The 17,694-nt window shown below is 61.0% G+C and carries 18 protein-coding genes; 12 read left to right on the top strand and 6 right to left on the bottom strand.

Translation table 11 applies throughout. The features are described from left to right. Positions 1–226: 226 nt before the first annotated feature. Positions 227–352 carry a GMC oxidoreductase gene (locus ACH79_RS45235; protein ID WP_161854700.1) on the bottom strand — a complete coding sequence of 42 codons (126 nt, stop codon included), beginning with the start codon at positions 350–352 and terminating at the stop codon, positions 227–229. 362 nt (positions 353–714) lie between these two features. On the opposite strand from ACH79_RS45235, the gene ACH79_RS33100 reads away from it, so the two are divergent. Next, a complete protein-coding gene (locus tag ACH79_RS33100) occupies positions 715–1,161 on the top strand; it encodes a nuclear transport factor 2 family protein (RefSeq protein ID WP_161854701.1) in 447 nt (148 codons plus the stop codon). A gap of 485 nt (positions 1,162–1,646) precedes the next feature. Here the strand turns inward: ACH79_RS33100 and ACH79_RS43340 are convergent, their stop codons facing one another. Continuing rightward, entirely contained in the window at positions 1,647–1,961 is a 315-nt protein-coding gene (locus ACH79_RS43340) for a hypothetical protein (RefSeq protein ID WP_202639093.1), read from the bottom strand. Here ACH79_RS43340 and ACH79_RS33105 point away from each other — a divergent pair. From ACH79_RS33105 to ACH79_RS33130, 6 genes are all read left to right on the top strand, one after another. After that, complete coding sequence (locus tag ACH79_RS33105) at positions 1,960–5,316, top strand: peroxidase family protein (RefSeq protein ID WP_202639094.1); 3,357 nt, start codon at positions 1,960–1,962, stop codon at positions 5,314–5,316. The two genes, ACH79_RS43340 and ACH79_RS33105, sit on opposite strands and share 2 nt — an antisense overlap. Before the next feature lie 241 nt (positions 5,317–5,557). Further along, a complete protein-coding gene (locus tag ACH79_RS33110; protein ID WP_161854703.1) occupies positions 5,558–5,755 on the top strand; it encodes a hypothetical protein in 198 nt (65 codons plus the stop codon). Between the two features lie 52 nt (positions 5,756–5,807). Then, positions 5,808–6,509 (top strand): hypothetical protein, encoded by a 702-nt coding sequence (locus ACH79_RS33115; protein WP_161854704.1) that lies wholly within the window; start codon positions 5,808–5,810, stop codon positions 6,507–6,509. Positions 6,510–6,602: 93 nt separating this feature from the next. Then, positions 6,603–7,217, top strand: a complete 615-nt coding sequence (locus ACH79_RS33120; protein ID WP_202639095.1) for a TetR/AcrR family transcriptional regulator — start codon at positions 6,603–6,605, stop codon at positions 7,215–7,217. A gap of 73 nt (positions 7,218–7,290) precedes the next feature. After that, the gene (locus ACH79_RS33125; RefSeq protein ID WP_161854706.1) at positions 7,291–8,151 is read left to right on the top strand and encodes a DMT family transporter; all 861 of its coding nucleotides are present in this window, start codon (positions 7,291–7,293) and stop codon (positions 8,149–8,151) included. 95 nt (positions 8,152–8,246) lie between these two features. Continuing rightward, complete coding sequence (locus ACH79_RS33130) at positions 8,247–10,637, top strand: tetratricopeptide repeat protein (RefSeq protein WP_161854707.1); 2,391 nt, start codon at positions 8,247–8,249, stop codon at positions 10,635–10,637. 53 nt (positions 10,638–10,690) lie between these two features. Here ACH79_RS33130 and ACH79_RS33135 read toward each other — a convergent pair whose 3' ends face one another. Continuing rightward, positions 10,691–11,305 (bottom strand): ferric reductase-like transmembrane domain-containing protein, encoded by a 615-nt coding sequence (locus ACH79_RS33135; RefSeq protein ID WP_161854708.1) that lies wholly within the window; start codon positions 11,303–11,305, stop codon positions 10,691–10,693. A gap of 35 nt (positions 11,306–11,340) precedes the next feature. Next, positions 11,341–11,829, bottom strand: a complete 489-nt coding sequence (locus tag ACH79_RS33140) for a Twin-arginine translocation pathway signal (RefSeq protein ID WP_161854709.1) — start codon at positions 11,827–11,829, stop codon at positions 11,341–11,343. Between the two features lie 289 nt (positions 11,830–12,118). On the opposite strand from ACH79_RS33140, the gene ACH79_RS33145 reads away from it, so the two are divergent. After that, the gene (locus tag ACH79_RS33145; protein ID WP_161854710.1) at positions 12,119–12,403 is read left to right on the top strand and encodes a type II toxin-antitoxin system RelE/ParE family toxin; all 285 of its coding nucleotides are present in this window, start codon (positions 12,119–12,121) and stop codon (positions 12,401–12,403) included. Between the two features lie 10 nt (positions 12,404–12,413). Next, on the top strand, positions 12,414–12,710 hold the full coding sequence (locus ACH79_RS33150) for a HigA family addiction module antitoxin (protein ID WP_161854711.1): 297 nt from the start codon (positions 12,414–12,416) through the stop codon (positions 12,708–12,710). A 153-nt stretch (positions 12,711–12,863) separates the two neighbouring features. Here the strand turns inward: ACH79_RS33150 and ACH79_RS33155 are convergent, their stop codons facing one another. Beyond that, positions 12,864–13,244: a helix-turn-helix domain-containing protein gene (locus tag ACH79_RS33155; RefSeq protein ID WP_161854712.1), complete on the bottom strand. Its 381-nt coding sequence runs from the start codon at positions 13,242–13,244 to the stop codon at positions 12,864–12,866. 141 nt (positions 13,245–13,385) lie between these two features. On the opposite strand from ACH79_RS33155, the gene ACH79_RS33160 reads away from it, so the two are divergent. Together ACH79_RS33160 and ACH79_RS33165 are read left to right on the top strand one after the other, a co-directional pair. Continuing rightward, positions 13,386–13,775, top strand: coding sequence for a DoxX family protein (locus ACH79_RS33160; RefSeq protein WP_161854713.1), 390 nt, complete (start codon positions 13,386–13,388; stop codon positions 13,773–13,775). Between the two features lie 175 nt (positions 13,776–13,950). Then, complete coding sequence (locus tag ACH79_RS33165; protein ID WP_246738228.1) at positions 13,951–14,547, top strand: NAD(P)-dependent oxidoreductase; 597 nt, start codon at positions 13,951–13,953, stop codon at positions 14,545–14,547. Positions 14,548–14,660: 113 nt separating this feature from the next. Here ACH79_RS33165 and glmU read toward each other — a convergent pair whose 3' ends face one another. Next, entirely contained in the window at positions 14,661–16,019 is a 1,359-nt protein-coding gene (gene glmU / locus ACH79_RS33170) for a bifunctional UDP-N-acetylglucosamine diphosphorylase/glucosamine-1-phosphate N-acetyltransferase GlmU (RefSeq protein WP_161854715.1), read from the bottom strand. 309 nt (positions 16,020–16,328) lie between these two features. On the opposite strand from glmU, the gene ACH79_RS33175 reads away from it, so the two are divergent. Then, positions 16,329–17,624 (top strand): hypothetical protein, encoded by a 1,296-nt coding sequence (locus ACH79_RS33175; protein ID WP_246738229.1) that lies wholly within the window; start codon positions 16,329–16,331, stop codon positions 17,622–17,624. Positions 17,625–17,694: the final 70 nt, after the last annotated feature.

Here is a 17,694-nt window from a genome sequence, read left to right on the forward strand (position 1 = left end):
CACGATAATTTCTGTGACAGGCAGAATGACCTGTGGCAGCAAGAGGGACGATCCGTCACTTTCCGACGGCTTACAAAATTGAAGGCGATCAAGCGCGTTGAAGGAGGCGAAGGCGTTCTGCCTGTGGCCCGCGAGCTTCGGCGGTGCGTTGTTTGGCCATTTACCCTGCGAGCACCAGCTCGCTCGCCTTCTCGGCCAGCGCAATGGTGGCGGCGTTGGTCATTACCTAAGGGATTCCAGCGAATACTGACGCGTCGATGACGCGCAGGTTCGAGACGCCTTTTACACGCAAGGCATTATTGACGACGGCGCCATGCGGCAGGTGCCGACAGGAACTACGGTGACGGTGCACTTAAATGCGCGGTACGAGCAATCTTCAACCGGATTAAGTGCACCGTCACCGTAATTCCTGCTCATGTCGATCCTGGTTTGGACCAACTCCTACACAGCGTATCTTTGATATTATCGGCCGGTGCCGCCTTGCTGGAATTGGAAGTTCGGTTGACCTAATCGCGAGACCATACCGCGGCGCAAACCTTGAAGGAGATCGTGACGCTGGAGCAACATTGGATTAGGAAGCGGTCTCTACGATCAGGCGAGGCACTTCGCCGTCGGCCCATGCAGGGAATAAGCACGACTGGCTCGCGAGATTGTTCGCGAGGGTGGGCCAAGAGCTAATTGTTCAGCAGCGTTCCCGAGAGAGGAGTGGCAATGATGACAAAGCACGCGAGCTTTGCCGAGGCGCGCAACCAAGTCCGAGCAGCGCTTGCCGCGATGGGCTCGGGCCGCCCAGAGGTATACATCGATTGCTGGGCCAAGTCCGAGGACACGACACTGTTTGGTGCGTGGGGTCCGATTGAGAGTGGGTACCGACGTCTTGTCGAAACATTCCGCTGGGTGGGACATCGGTTCAAAGGAGGCGCGTTAGTCCCGGAGGATATCGTCTCGTTTGAAAGCGGTGACCTTGCTTATACGGTGGGCTTCGAACGCGGCGAGGTGTCGGTCGATGCCAACGCTCCAGCCTCGATGACGATCCGCGTGACGCACGTCTATCGCCGTATCGACGGCGAATGGTATCTCGTCCATCGTCACGCCGATTTCCCACCTTCCGACCAGCGCACCGGGGGCGTACGCTCGGTGGGCCCGGATGGGGAAACTTGAACTAAGGATTCGGGCAATGGCCGCCGATTTGAAGGTCGACATCGCCGCTAAACGCGCTTGCCGATCCGCAAGACCTGAAACCACCCCTTTCGTACGAAGCGATGACAGACCAAACTCCATTGCGCGTCTTTTTTAGTTGCCCTGTATTGCAAGGCGGTTTACCAGGCGACGCGGATAGGGAAGCCGAGCATTGTTGTCGGCCGCTTCACTTGCAAAAGGTGCAACACGACGGTGCTCAGGTGGTGGGGCACCCAACACAGTTTTACGGGTTGGACAGGACCGCTTGACGTGCGGCGACCCAATTAGGCGACCAGGTCAGCTTGGGTCAATTTCACGAAGGTGCCGCTCTCATGCATCACGAGCCGGGCGCGCTCGAAACATGTCGAGACGAAAACCGGTCGATCACGCGCCCACGCGTTCGCCCCTTTGGAATATTTCCCAAAGTGGACGCGTGGAATTTCCACGAAGCTTGCGTGAGAAATACCCTATCTGCACACGCTTCCGCCGTTGCCGATTTTCACCGGCGCCACCAGCGAGGAGTTGGTGTCGCCGAAGGCGCCGGTGCCGACCGTGGTCTTGTGCCCCAGCGCAGTAGTATGACACTGCGACTTCTGTGAAATATTGCGGACCCCGCCGGCGTCGGTTGTTGCCAAATATGTGGCTACCTGTGCGCGATAAAGCTTTGATCCTTTCGCATTCTCATCTCTAAAGCGCCACAGAGTGGGCTCCCGCTTCCCAGCCTGCATGCATTCGCAGAGGCGTCCGGAATTCCACAACTCGGAAATCAGGGAGACGGACATGCAACTCATTCGATCAGACCTCGATTTCATTCTCGCGCAAATTCGTTTCGCCGAAACCGGCGCTCCTTTGGAGGACCCTTCCCTTCCGTTTGGGCTGCGGACGGTTGACGGCACTGATAACAGCGTAGTGCCGGGCCAGTCGGACTTCGGCGCCGCGGATCGGGTGTTCCCGCGAATGACCGATCCTGTGTTCCGCGACGCGGATCTCGGGACGTCCTACTCCCAGACCAAAGATACAGTGATCGACGCCCAGCCGCGGATCATCAGCAATCTGATTGCCGACCAGAACGCGAGCAGCAATCCAGCGGCCGCCGCAGTCGACAGCGATGGCGACGGGGTTATTCCGAACGTGAACCCTGATGGCGCGGCGCCGTTCAATCAGTGGTTCACGTTGTTCGGCCAGTTCTTCGACCATGGCCTGGATCTGGTGAACAAGGGCGACAGCGGGACAGTGTTTATCCCGCTGCAGCCGGACGACCCTCTCTACGTCGAAGGCAGCCCGACCAATTTCATGGTGTTGACGCGTGCGACCAACTTGGCCGGCGCAGACGGGAAGCTAGGGACTTCGGACGATGTCCACGAGCACACCAACCAGACGACGCCGTTCATCGACCAGAACCAGACGTACACGTCGCATCCGTCGCACCAGGTTTTTCTGCGCGAGTACGCGCTTGACGCCAACGGTAATCCGGTGGCTACGGGGCGTCTGCTCGAAGGCGCCGATGGCGGCCTGGCAACATGGGCTGACGTCAAGGCGCAAGCGAAGGCGCTGCTCGGCATCGACCTGACCGATGCCGATGTGACCAACATTCCCTTGCTGGCAACCGACTCCTACGGGCGCTTCCTGCCCGGAGCCAATGGATACGCCCAACTGGTGATGCCCGGCCCTGACGGCATTGCGGGCACGCCCGACGACGTCCTGACAGAAGGCGACCCCGCCAATCCCGTCAGCACCACCGACGCGATCCGTACCGGACACGCCTTTCTGAACGACATTGCCCATGATGCCGTTCCGACCGACAAGGTCGCGGACGGCGACACGGAGGTCAGCCTCGCGAACCTTGACGGATCGGATACGAGCGGCAACTACGACAATGAGCTGCTAGATGCCCACTACATCACCGGCGACGGACGCGGGAATGAGAATATCGGCCTGACCGCTGTTCATCACGTTTTCCACGCGGAACACAACCGGCTGATCGGGCACCTGAAGGAGGTGATCCTGGCCGAAGCGGACAATGATCCAGCATTCGTGAGCCAGTGGCTGAAGCCGGGAGCGAATATATCCGACGGCATCCAGGACAGTGAGTGGAATGGCGAGTACCTATTCCAGGCCAGCCGATTTGCGACCGAGATGCAATACCAGCATCTTGTCTTCGAGGACTTTGCACGCAGCATCCAGCCGAACATCGATGAATTCGAGGCGCACGACGTCACCATCGATCCCGCGATCGTGGCCGAGTTCGCGCACACGGTCTATCGGTTCGGGCACTCGCTGCTGCGCGAGACTGTCGACCGTATCGATGCCGACGGCAACGTGGTCGACGCCAATGCCGCGGTGGCGGGCGATCAGCAGCTCAGCCTGATTGACGCCTTCCTCAACCCGCTCGCCTATGCGGAGCGTGGCGCCGACGGCGAGGCTGCAGCGGAGATCGTGCGCGGAGCAACAAGCGAGGTCGCCAACAGCGTCGACGAATTCGTAACCGATGCGCTGCGCAACAATCTTCTCGGTTTGCCTCTGGATCTTGCGACAATCAACCTCGCGCGCGGCCGTGACACCGGCGTGGCACCGCTCAACAGTGTCCGCGAGCAGTTCTACGAAAAAACCGGAGATGCCGATCTCAAGCCCTATGCGAGCTGGGCGGAATTCGGCAGCGGCATCAAGCACCCGGAGTCTCTCGTCAACTTCATTGCAGCGTACGGCGTTCATCCATTGCTCGCTGCTGCCGCCACGGTGGCGGAGAAGCGCGCCGCTGCCGTCACGATCGTCTATGGGACGGCGGATGACCCGGCCACGGCGGCAGACGAGACCACTGGCCCGGACACTGATTTTCTCAACGGCTCCGGCGCCTTCGCCGGTGTCGAGACGGGTCTCAATAACGTTGACCTGTGGATCGGCGGCCTGGCGGAGAAGCCGCTGGCGTCGGGCGGGCTGCTGGGCTCGACCTTCAACTTCGTGTTCGAGACCCAGATGGAGAATCTGCAGAATGGCGACCGCTTTTACTACCTGTCGCGGCTGGAAGGCACCAATTTCCTGAATCAGCTCGAGGGCACCTCGTTCTCCGAGCTGGTGATGCGCAACACCGGTACCACTCACCTTCCCTTCGACGTCTTCTCGGCGCCCACCTACACGATCGAAGCCGGCGACCCGTCAACCCATCCGGTCGACGCTGCCGGAAATACATTGGTGACGACCAACCATGGAGGCAAGCTGAAGTTTCTTGGCGACGATCACGTCGTGATCGGCGGCACCGGCCGGACGGACAGGATTCTGTCCGGCGCCGGGGACGATACGCTCTGGGGCGACGGCGGCAACGATGTCCTCGACGGCGCGCTCGGCAACGATGCCGTGATCGGTGGCGACGGCAACGATCGCCTGGCGGGCGGCGAAGGTGACGACTTCGTCAACGGCGCCGCCGGAAATGACAAGGTATCGGGCGGCGCAGGCTCCGATCTGCTCGTCGGCCTGGAGGGTCGCGACCGCATCGAGGCCGGCGATGGCGACGACGAGGTCTTCGGGGGCCTCGGCAATGACCAGATCCTTGGCGGCGCCGGCAACGACGAGCTGCTGGGGAACGAGGGCGATGACTGGATCAAGGGAGGCCAAGGCGACGACCACCTGATCGGCGATAACGGCAATCCGTTCGGCGAGCCGCTGGCGGACACGGACACGGCCCTGTTCTCGGGCAAGGCAAAGAACTACACGATCACGCATAATGCCGATGGGTCAATCACGGTCACCGACAAGGTCGACGCCGACGGCACGGACACGCTGCAGAATATCGAACGCCTGCAATTTGCGGATCGGATGATCTTGGCAGACGGCACGACCACGCCGCACGGTGGCCACGGCTTTGGATGGTGGGGCGAGTTTCGCGACTCCGTCACCAGCGGTCAGGCGCCTGCGACCGGCACGAGCGCGGGGGCGCCGGCAAGTCAGGGTTCTGCTACGGCCCATGCGAACGGCGCGACCGCATCGTCCACCACATCGTCCTTGGCAAGCCACAGCTTTGCGCTGTTGAACCAGTATATGGCCGGCAGCTCCGGCCGGGTCGATCCCGGTCAGGACGTGGCGGCCGTGCCGAATGGCGCCATCCGCGGTCAGGATTCCTTCCTGACGAGACCGCAGCAATGATCGGCTTCCGCACCCGGGCTCCCGCGCCTGGGTGCGGGCAAGAATCCCGATACGCAGTACCGCAACGACCAGCACTTTCTGACGCTTCTGCAGGTTCCGCCTGTCTCATATCTGCCGCACCCGCAAAGACGTGACCGGACCTGCCGCACTGTCGGCGCATTCGGTCATTCATGCTCACGGCGCGGCTGAGGGGGGCGCGGCTGATTGCCCTGCTTTCTCTAACGTAAGAGGAAAACGTACTGTGAAGAAGATTGTGATTGCAACGGGTGCGACGCTTGCCCTGGTGACTGCGGCTGGTGCTGCCGACATCCCGCGCAGACAGCCCGTCTATCAGACGGCCCAGGTCGGCAAGATGCCGATTGGCAAGACCCCCATCGGGAAGACCCCGGTCGGCAAGACGCCTGTCGCGCCGCCGCGACCCTATGCGTCGCGGTATTGATTCAGATCCACGTTGATCCTGACCTCTAGCGTCGACAGTCGAAGAGCGAACCGTGGCAAACAGGCCGAAGAGATCGGGACTATGCCTGCTTGCGGGACTCGCTGTCCTGCTCCAGTGCGAAATCCATCCAGCTTCTGCCCGCGAGATTGACATTCTCGCGGGCCTGGAACGTCTCATTTCGCCGAAACCGGAAGTCGACAAGCGCGCCGCCAATGCGGATGCGCTTGTTTCCCCTGACGCGTCCATTGAATCGAAACCGGCGCCACAGTCGATCCGAAAGCCGGCATTGCGATCGGCAAAGGGCCCGTACTACGTCGATTTCAGAGCGCGAACGGCGGCGAGCTGGGGACATGCTTTCGTCTGGTTCGGGAAGACAAGCGAGCGAGCCGTCGAAGTCGCGGGCCTTACCCCTGCCGGAGACAACGTACCTTATGTGCTCGGTCATCTGATCTGGGTGCCGTCCGAGACCAAGGCGAGCTATGGCGATCTTGATCCGCAGTACCTGACCGCCAGCTACCGCGTTTACTTGAATGAACCCGACGCAAAACGGGTTTTCGCATACATCAAGAAATTGCAGGCGAGTTCACCGGTCTGGAACGCCGAAACAACCAATTGCACCGCGTTTATCGGCAGCATCGCGGAATTCATGGGATTGAAAGTTCCCCACCGCTGGCAGCGTCCCGAGAACTACGTCAACAATCTCAAGGCGATGAATGACGGGCGCCAGATGATCCGCCTGTCGTCAGAGCAATAGCTTGCGTTCGCTACACTTCCCTGCAGGATGAACTTCGCGTCGCCGGTCGATGGCTCACTTGGATTTAAAGACCAATTGGTCTATATATTAGTAATGAGCCGCCAAACCCCAGTGCAGTTGCCCCGTGGCCGCCCCCGAAGTTTCGACGTGGAAGCCGCTGTCGAACGCGCGATGGGTGTGTTCTGGTCGCGGGGCTATCACGCCACGGCGCTCCCGGACCTTCTTCGCGCGACGAAGCTCTCGCGCGGCAGCCTTTACGCCGCTTTCGGCGACAAGCACTCGCTCTTCCTGCGGGCGCTTGATCGCTACATTGCCGATGCGCTGACACGGATGGATATCGAACTCGACCGCCGCAGGGAGCCGGTCGACGGCCTGCGGGCCTACCTTGCCGGCTACGTCGACCGCACGACCGGTGCCAAAGGTCGGCGCGGATGCCTGCTGGTGGCGACAGCCATGGAACTGGCTGGCCAGGATGCCGAAGTCGGTCGTCGCGTCGCGAGCTTTTTCAAAGCTATGGAGGCCCGACTGGTGGATGCGCTTTCCCGTGCGAAGACGGCGGGCAAGCTGGCCGATGGCGTTGAGCCTTCAAGTGCCGCCCGAATTCTCGTCTGTTTCGTCGAGGGGCTGCGCGTGGTCGGCAAAACGGCGCCGACACGGATCACATCGCAAGCCACCGCCGACGCGCTTCTCGACCGCTTCATCAGGTAACAGACTATGGGACGCCTTCCGCGATTGGCGCGCGCCAATATTTAGACTGATCGGTCTTGAAAGGAAAGTTGCCATGTCTGCCATTCAGATCGTCTGCGCGGTGGTTGTCCCCCTGCTCTGGGGTTATCAGTTCGTGGCCATCAAGGTGGGCGTGACGGAGTTTCCACCGCTCTTCTTCCTCGCACTGCGCTTCCTGGCCATCGCGCTGCTGCTTGTTCCGTTCGTCAAAAGGCCTGCGCGTCAACAGTTCGGCCCTATCGCAGCTATTTCGATTTTCCTTGGTGGACTGAACTTCGGGCTCTTCTATGTTGGCCTTGGGCTCGGCTCGGGAAGCATGTCGGCCGTCGCCTATCAACTCGCCACGCCCTTCACCGTCCTGCTGGCCTGGCCGCTGCTCGCGGAGAGGCCGTCTCTCACCACGTCCGCCGGCGTGGTGATTGCATTCATAGGCGTGGTCGTGCTGGCAGCGGAGCCTGGCCTGTCGGCAAACGCGCTTCCGCTGCTGCTTGTGGTCGGGGCAGCCTTCGCATTCGCGGTGTCCAACGTCCTGACGAAACGCTACGGCCCGTTTGATCCCCTGATGTTGATGGGGTGGTCGTCGCTGCTCACGGTGCCTCAGGTCATGTTGATGTCGTTGCTCCTTGAGCATGGCCAACTGGCGAGCCTTGTCACGGCGGATGAACGTGGTTGGCTGGCCCTCGCCTACACAATTTTCATCGGAGGGATTGTCGGGTTTGGCCTTTGGTTCTGGCTAATCGGGCGTTGCTCCATGGGCCGCGTCGCCCCCTTCGGTCTGCTGCTTCCGGTATTCGCCTTGATTTCGAGCGTGTTGTTCCTTGGCGACCGCATCACGCCAAAGCTGATTGCCGGGGGGCTAATCGCGATATCAGGCGTCGCCATTACACAGGCCAGACCAAGCGCTCGACCAATTTGAACCCGGAAGCGCGCCGGGGCGACTTAGGGGTTTGGGCTTGAGCTGATTTCCGCTTTGACCGCCGCCTTCGCCCACGCGCTCTGGATGGGGATGAGATGCTCTGGCGCTGCTTTTTCCTGGCTCTGGCGTTCCTGCCCGCGCTCGCCCCGCCGGCTCGCGCGGCGGACAAGGCGTGGGAGGACTGCGGTCAGACCGCCGATCAGGATCGCAAGATCGCCGGATGCACGACGGTGTTGGCGCGCGGCGCGGCAGAGAGCGAGACCAACCGCGCCAACGCCTACGTCAATCGCGGCTATGCCTACTCCAGGCGCGACTACGACCGCGCCATCAGGGATTACGACGAGGCGATCCGCCTCGATCCGAAAGCCGTGCGTGCCTACAACGCGCGCGGCCGTGCGTACCACATGAAGGGCGACTACGATTGCGCCATCGCGGATCTGGACGAGGCGATCCGGCTCCATCCACGCTACGCGCTTGCGTATGAGGGCCGCGGCAAGATCTACCACAGCAAGGGCGATTACGACTGCGCCATCAGGGATTTCGACGAAGCGATCAGCCTCGATCCGAAATTTGCGGACGCCTATAGCAATCGCGGCAATGCCTACTCCAGCAAGGGCGACGACGATCGCGCCATCAGGGATCATGATGAGGCAATCCGCCTCGACCCGAATTTTGCGGACGCCTATTTCAATCGCGGGCTAGCCTACACCAGCAAGCGCGATAACGACCGCGCCATCAAGGATTACAGCGAGGCGCTCCGCCTCGATCCGAAAAATGCGAGCACCTATTTGCATCGTGGCGGTGCCTGGTTCTTCAAAGGCGATAACGACCGCGCCATCAAGGAGTACGACGAGGCGATCCGGCTCGATCCGAAATATGCGCTGGCCTATGAGATTCGCGGGCGGGCCTATGAAACCAAGGGAGACCCCGCTCGGGCGAAGAAGGATTACGACGAGGCGGCGCTGATACGGCGGGGTGCGAAACAAGCCGCGCCAACGCCTCTTGACATCAGCGGGACGGCCTCTTCCGAAAAGGTCGATTACGACCTCGTCCTCAAGGATTTCGACGAGGCAATCCGCCGCGATCCGAAAGATGCGATAGCCTATTACAGTCGTGGCAGCGCCCACGCCCAAAAGGGCGATCACGACCGCGCCATCCAGGATTTCGACAAGGCAATTCGCCTCGAGCCAAAAATTCCGTTTGCCTATTTCGAACGCGGCAATGCCCATAAAGGCAAGGGCGATAACGACCGCGCGATCAAGGATTACAGCGAGGCGATCCGCCTCGACCCGAAATACGCGGCTGCCCACCACAACCGTGGAATTACTTACTTCCACAAAGGCGATAAAGACCGCGCCATGAAGGATCTCGATGAGGCGATCCGCCTCGATCCGAAAGATGCGATGACCTATTACAGCCGCGGCAGCGCTTACACCAACATGCGCGATAACGACCGCGCCATCAGGGATTTCGACGAGGCAATCCGCCTCGATTCAAAATATGTGGCTGCCTATTACAATCGCGGCAATGCCCACAGGGACAAGGGAAATAACGACCGCGCCATCGACGATTACAGCGAGGCGATCCGCCTCGACCCGAAATATGTGGTTGCCTATGTCAATCGCGGGGCTGTTTACTCCTACAAGGGCGACAATGATCGCGCCATCCAGGAGTTCGACGCGGCGATACGACTCGATCCGAAAGATGCGGCGGCTTATTACAATCGCGGCAGCCTCTATTCCAGCAAGGGTGACAGCGACCGCGCTATCAAGGATTTTGACGAGGCCATCCGCCTCGATCCGAAATACGTGGTTGCCAACTACAATCGCGGCTACGCCTACTCCAACAAGGGCGATAACGACCGCGCCATCAATGATTACAGCGAGGCAATCCGCCTCGATCCGAAGAATTCGCGGTCGTATGGCCGTCGCGGCGATGCCTACCGTGGCAAAAGCGATTTCGAACGCGCGGTCAAGGATTACGCCAAGGCGATCGAGCTGGTCGGCAAACCGGAGAAGTCGCACTGGAATTACTGGCTCCTTCGCGGCGTGAGCTACGAGCGGCTCGGCAAATGGCCTCAGGCCGAGGCGGACTTTCTTAAGGCGATGGAGCTCGATCCCGATCAGCCCTCGGTTCTCAATCAGCTCGGCTTCAACTGGGTCGACCGTAATCTCAAGCTGAAGGAAGGCCTGGCGTTGCTCGAGAAGGCCGTCAAGCTCAAACCGGACGACGGCAATTTGCTCGACAGTCTTGGCTGGGCGCACTACCGGCTCGGCGACTATCAGGAGGCGATCAAGCTGATGGAGCGCGCGGCCACTCTCGAACCAAAGAGCAGCGAAACAAGGGACCATCTCGGCGATGCGTACTGGCGGACGGGACGCCAGGACGAGGCGCGTCAATCCTGGGAGCAGGCATTGTCGCTCAAGCCCGACCCAACTGAGGCGGAGAAGATCAAGGGCAAGATTGCCCGAGGGCTGGAAAAATAAGGCGCCTGGTGGCGCAGTGGCGACACGATGCCGCGTGCGCTAGCTCCGCTGGTTTACCGTCGCGCAATGTTCTCTCCGCGCAACGTCCCTCGCTTTCTCCATACCCGTAGATCGGCCATGACTTTTATGGTCGCCGCGAGGACCAGCGCGCAAAGCGCCGCCTTCGAGATCGTCTCCATCGTTCCCTCGATCAGCATGGCATGGACCACACTTCCTGCGACGATGATAATCGCGAGAGGCATATGGACGATACGCCACATTTGCGCTCGCAGTCCCAATCGCCGGCGGAGTGCAGCTATAAGTGCGACGGCGAAGATTGCCCACATGGCGATCACACCCCAGGGGGAAAACGGCGTCGGCGATGAGAAGAGAAGCGCGTCAATCATATCAGGCGGACTGGTGATCCAAAGGCCCCCGACGTGGACCACCACCGCGACGACCAGCACGCCTCCGATCCAGTGATGTATAAGCCGTCCACGATAGGCCGACGGTCCCGGCAAGTATCTGCCAATCAGCAGAGGCTGAACGAGCACAAGACCCAGTGCGATGATTCCTGCGAAACAGGCCAGTATGTAGACCGGATCGCGCCATGCCAGCAGCGGGCTCGTCCCTGCAGCGGCGATCGGCACGCAAATGGCTGTCGCAAGGGCGACCCAGATCAGGGTCACCTGGGCCAATCTCCACCCCTTCGTTCGCAACTCGGTCAGACCGGCTGAAGGACGAAGTGCGCCTCCAGGCTGGTATCTTTTGCGCTCCGCATCACGGGACGCAGAAAGACGGTTTTGAATTCACCACTGTCATAGGCCAGGTGACCATGCGGTTGGCCAAAGATGGGAATAATCTGCGGCATCTCGAGACGGAACGCCCCGTTCTTGTCGGTGAGCGTGGCTCCATGACTTTGCGGCTCGTGCTCCCGCCCTTCGGTCGTGTGCGCCCAAATCTGGATGCGCTGCCCGGCAAGCGGCGCCCCGTCGCCTGCGCGGCGCACTGTGCCACTCATCCAGAAGCCACCCTTGCCGATCCGATCCACGATCGCCGCGCCCCCGCGGTAGTTGTTGGCCCCGCCTGGCATCGAAGCGGTCGGCGCAAGGCCTTGCGCGCGAGCGGGCAACAGGAGCCCGGAAACCCCGGTTGCCAGGACGCAGCCGCCAGCAGCGAGGAGGTTCCGGCGGTTGAGTAGGACGGTGGTCATGTAGCTTCCTCCTGGCGACCGTGCAGTTGCTCCGCCAAGGTTACAACAACAAGCGCGAGACGCCCAGTTGAGGGAGGCGAAGAGCGCGACAGGTCGCAATAACAGTGTTGTGAAAGGGTGTGCCGGCCGCTCAACCAGCAAGTAGCCCGCATGAGCGCAGCAATTGCGGGGATAAACCACAGCCCGGATGTCGCTACGCTCATCGGGGCTACGCTTGCAGCTTCGTCACTAGTATCTCATCGAGATACTAAGCATTGCAATACGTATCTCAATGAGATACGTACTGCTCATGATTAGGAGCTTCAAGGGGAAGTTCGCCGAGTCGATCCTTCAGGGCCGCGCGGTACCGAAGGGGTTCCCGGCAAACCTCGCCAAAGTAGCGCGCCGAAAACTGATCATGGTGGACGCCGCCGATTTTCTCGAGGCCCTGAACTCGCCTCCCGGTAACCGCCTTGAACGACTCAAGGGCGATCTGGTGGGCAAGCACTCGATCCGCATCAATGATCAATGGCGGATCGTATTTAGATGGAGCGATGCGGGTCCCGAAGACGTGGAAATCGTCGACTATCATTAGGAGCTTGCAGATGGCAAAGAAACTTCCCCCGATTCACCCCGGCGAAATCTTGCGAGAAGAGTTTCTCGTTCCGCTTAAGCTGACATCCTACGCCGTCGCAGCGGCGCTGCACGTGCCGCGCACCCGGATCGAACGCATCGCGCGCGAAGAGAAGCCCATTACGGCCGACACCGCGCTGAGGCTCGGCAAGTTCTTCAAGACCGGCGCTGCGTTCTGGATGAACATTCAGGCGCGCTACGACCTCGAAACGGCCGAAGACGTGCTCGCACCGCAAATCAAAAAGATTGCGTCCTACGAGGCAGCGTGAGGGTAACGGCTAGCGGTGACAGTGCACTTAATCTGCCGCGGGCGACGTGCAATGGGGTGCACTGTCACCGTAATTCCAGTCAACACGCATAAAACGTCAAGACGTATCGCAAGGCGATCTGTATGCGAGCCGTCTGTGGCAGCGCCTTGGTATTCAGCCGCCCTTGGCTTTGCGGCCGCGCGCGCTCGGCTTTACCGGCACGCTCTGTCCATACTTAATCCACCAGGCCGTCAGGGCCTCCATCGTGGGTCCAAGCGCGCGTGCCTTTTGCGTCATCTCATACTCTACCCGCAGCGGCACTTCTGCGAACACGGTACGCGAGACCAGACCGTCCGCTTCGAGCTCGCGGAGTTGTGCGGTCAGCATGTGCTGGGTGATGCCGGGGATCGCCTTTCGCAACTCCCCGAAGCGGTAGACCCGCTGGTTGAGCAGCCACATGATCTCCAGCTTCCACTTGTCTGAGAGCAATGCGAACGCGCGCCGCATCTCCTCATGCATGTTGATTTCTTTATTGGCCATAGTCTGGTTTTCCATACCTGCTGCAAGTTATTCATCCTACTTGCGAGAGACGATCTTGTTCTACATTTTCGATGCACAAGGCGCGCAGAAAAGTGCGCATCCAGACAACGAACAAGATGAAGGAGATTGCTGCTCAACAGCAATCAACGAGACCTCATGGCTGCAATTTACTCTTACTGGATCAGCACGGCGCTTCTGTCCTTGCTGTATCTGACTTCCGCTTACATGTACGTCACCAAAGGAGATTGGGTTCGGCAGGCGCTCGCGGAGCTTGGCTACCCGGCCTACCTCGTGCCGTTGATGATCGTCGTGAAAGTTTTGGGCCCGGCCGCAATTCTGTTGCGCTTCAATGTGCCGCTCAGCGATCTCGCCTATGCGGGTATGTTTTATCACCTGCTGTTGGCCTTCCTGGCGCACGTTGCGGTCCGGAAGCCCAGCGCTGCCCTGCCAGCCGCGGTGGGCCTCGTGCTATTGGCTGCCTCGTTCGTCACGCAAAACGCCGCTCGCGAGGTCCCGTCGTCCTATATGCAGGCGGCAGCGTTCTGACGCGCCCGGCCACCATCAACTATGGAAAGAACATCAATATGAGCCGCATCAAAGGAATGGCTGCCATCGTCACAGCTTCGCGGCGCGGCATTGCTTGCGCCACGGCAAAGCTGTTGCCGTTAGGTGCAACATGAAAGTAACGCTCTTTGGTACCACAGGAACTACAGGTAGGTACTTGATCGATGAGGCTTTGAAACGCGGCATTGACGTCACGCTCGTTGCGCGGCCGAGCAGCCTCTTTGAAAACGCCAAGGTGAATATCGTTCGCGGTGAGCTTACCGATAGTGCTCTTCTGCGAGAAGCCATCAGCGGATCTGACGCCGTCTTGTCGGCGCTTGGGCCGACGACGTTACGGCATCCAGAAGATTTGCCGATTACGAGGGCTACGGAAGCGATTATTTCAGCGATGAAGCAGACGCAGGTGCAACGCCTCATTGCCGTTTCTACCGGCACGGCTGCCGACCCCGGGGATCGATTTGACTGGAAAATCGGGCTCCCCGCGTTGCTAATCAAGCATATGATGCGCAGCTGCTACAATGACATCCTTGGGCTCGCAAGGGTGATACGAGCTTCGGAGTTGGAATGGACAATGGTGCGTGTGGCTTTCTTGAAGAACCATCCCGCCTCCGCTCACCTCAACGTAGGGCTGTATGGCGTTTCCAGACATTCGCTGACCGTCAATCGCGAAAACGTTGCAAAGTTCATGTTCGATCAAATCACTGACCGCCGGTATATCCATCAAGCGCCAGGGATCAGTACGAAAGAAGTTTGACTTCTCGCCGATGCGTCGAAGCCACGGCTCCCCCTTGACCAGGACAGATCGGCTACGTGGCCAAGGGAATCTATAGTTAGCTACTGACAGAGAGGACTCAAAATCCCTCGCGCTTAACCCTCTTTCGGCTTCTTGGCCCGCATCTTCATTTCGCGATACCTTGCCGCCCCGCCCTCGCGGTTGCTCTGCGGGCTGCGTTCCACCGCCATCGCATCGTCAGGCACGTCCTTGGTGATGACCGAGCCCGAGCCGATATAGGCGCCCTTGCCGATCTTCACCGGCGCGACCAGCGAGGAGTTGGTGCCGATGAACGCGCCCTCGCCGATCGTGGTCTTGTGCTTGAAGAAGCCGTCATAGTTGCAGGTAATGGTGCCGGCGCCGAGGTTGGAATTGGCGCCGACATGGGCGTCGCCGACATAGGAGAGATGGTTGACCTTGGCGCCCGCTTCGATTGTCGCCGCCTTGGTCTCCACGAAATTGCCGATCTTAACGCCGTCGCCGAGCGAGGTGCCGGGGCGCAGGCGCGCATAGGGACCGATCGAGGCCTTCTTTCCGATCGAGGTCTCTACGATGTGCGAGAACGAATGGATCACCGCGCCGTCGGCAATCGTCACACCGGGGCCGATCACCACGAACGGTTCAATGGTGACGTCGCTGCCGAACTTGGTGTCAGCGGCGAGATAAACCGTCTCCGGTGCGATCAGTGTCACGCCGGCATCGAGCGCCGCCTGGCGCAGCCGCGCCTGCATCACCGCTTCGGCTACCGCAAGCTGGGCCTTGTTGTTGATGCCGCGCACTTCGTCTTCGCTGGTTTCGATCACGACGGCCTCCAATCCCATTTCCCTGACAATAGCGACGGCATCGACCAGATAGTATTCGCCCTTGCTGTTGGCATTGCCGATCCGGTCGAGAATTTCCAGAGCGCGGTGGCCGTCGAACGCCATCACGCCGGCATTGCACAGCGTGACCTTGCGTTCCTCCGCGGTCGCGTCGGCATGTTCGCGGATCGCCATCAGGCGGTCGCCTTCGAGCAGCAGCCGGCCATAGCCGGTCGGGTCGGCAGCCTGGAAACCGAGCACCGCGAGCGCAGCGCCGTTTTCCAGCGGCGCGCGCAGCCGCGCAAAGGTTTTGGCCGAAATCAGCGGCGTGTCGCCGAACGCCACCAGCAGATCGTCGGCGCCGCGCGCGATCGCCTCGCGGGCGGCCAGCACGGCATGCGCGGTGCCGAGGCGCTCGGCCTGAACGAAGGTCGCCGCGTCCGCCCGCACCCGCTTGACCTCGTCGGCCACCGCCTTGTGGTTTGGCCCGATCACGACCGCGAGCGAGGCGCCTGTTCCATGCGGGGCGGCGTCCAGCACATGCGCCAGCAGCGATTGGCCAGCGACGGGATGCAGCACCTTCGGCAACGAGGATCGCATGCGCGTGCCCTCGCCGGCAGCGAGCACGACAGTCAGGCTGGATCGAGCGGTCATTCGGGTCCTCAGAGTCTGACTCAAAAAGCAGCCGACGAAATCGGGCACTTTCGTTTGGCTCGTCATGCCCGGCCTTGTGCCGGGCATCCACGTCTTTTGTTCCCATCGAGCAAGAAAGACGTGGATGGCCGGGACAAGCACGGCCATGACGGAACGTATCGGGCGAACAAGCTTGCCGGCCGTCTTTAATTGTTTTCCCCCGGAGATCAAACCGATTCGCCGCCCAAAAACCTCCTGATTCAGGTGAGCGGCGCTTTTCCCTGTTAATGTTTGACCGGTGATTCGGGCCTTGAGGAGGGCCAAGGGCGTTTGGCCAAAAAACCAGACCATCTCCCGGACTTCGAGGCGGACGACAGCGGTGGCATGCTCAGCAACCTGCTGGCCGACGAGGATGAATTCGACCGTCGCGCCCTGTGGCGGATCGCCTCCTGGGGCTTTGGCGCGACGGCTGCGGTGGTTCTGGCCGTGATGGCGAACCAGTCGTCGTTCGGATGGAAGCGCGAGCAGGTCGCAGCCGCCGACCTGACGCGGCAAGCGCAGCAGATACAAACGGTCGCCAGGGAAACCCAGAACGAGGCGCGGCGGCTCACAGCCGCGATCGAGACGCTCAATGGCGATCGTGACAGGCTGTATGCCCGCGTGACCAACCTGGAACACGGGCTCGACTCCGTGACCGGCGCCATTGCCCGGCAGGGCCCTGCTTCCACTCCGCCGCCTGCTGCCAATGCGGAGCCGGCGGCCAGCCCGAATCCGCAAGCCTTGAATCCGCAAGCCTTGAATCCGCAAGCCTTGCCATCCGTCGCGCCGGTCGCCACTGCCCCGGCCGCAGCGCCCGCCGCAGACAAGCATGCAGCCAGCGCTGCCGCCGAGCCGGCCCCGGCTCCTCCGGTAAAGGATGCAGGGAAGACCGACGCCGGCAAGACCGATAGCGGCAAGCTGGAAACGGCAAAGGCCGATATGCTCAAGCCGGAGCCGACAAAGCCCTCGCCCGCCACACCGCTGGTGGCCTCGCAGTCGATGATGGCGCCGCCAGATCCTGCGGCCGCCAAGCTGATCGAGCCCGGCAAACCGCCGAACCAGGTTATCGCGAGCCCGATCCCTGACGTGGTGGCGTCGGCGCCGTCAGATGCGGAAGCGGACGAAGAGACTGCGCCAAAAGTTTCCCTGCAGCGGACCGAGTTCGGGGTCGATCTCGGCACCGCCAATTCCGTGAACGGCCTGCGTGCGCTGTGGCGCGGGCTGTTGAAGTCGAGATCGAACGCGCCGCTGATGGCGCTGCGTCCAATCATCGTCATCAAGGAAAGCACGACCGGCCTCGGCATGCAGCTTCGCCTGGTCGCCGGTCCGCTGAACGATGCCGGCGCCGCCGCAAAAATCTGCGCCGTCCTGGCCGAAAACAACCGTCCCTGCGAAACCGCTGTTTTCGACGGCCAGCGGCTGTCGTTCAAACCCGACGACACGCCGCCCACCGCCGCCAAGCCGATGCTGCGCCGGCGCGCCGTCGCCAAGCGGTCGACGGTCGTCGAGGAGGGGAAGCCGGAACCGCCGCCGCCGGCGACGCAGGCGACATTGTCGACCATCCTCGGCAGGAAAAACACGCAATAAGCTTTTGGCTACAGAGCGTTACGTGAAATCCTTGACCCGCATTCTCTTCACAGTCGGACGCTTGTCCCAA

Origin of the sequence: Bradyrhizobium sp. CCBAU 051011 (assembly GCF_009930815.1) — a bacterium.
GTDB lineage: Bacteria > Pseudomonadota > Alphaproteobacteria > Rhizobiales > Xanthobacteraceae > Bradyrhizobium.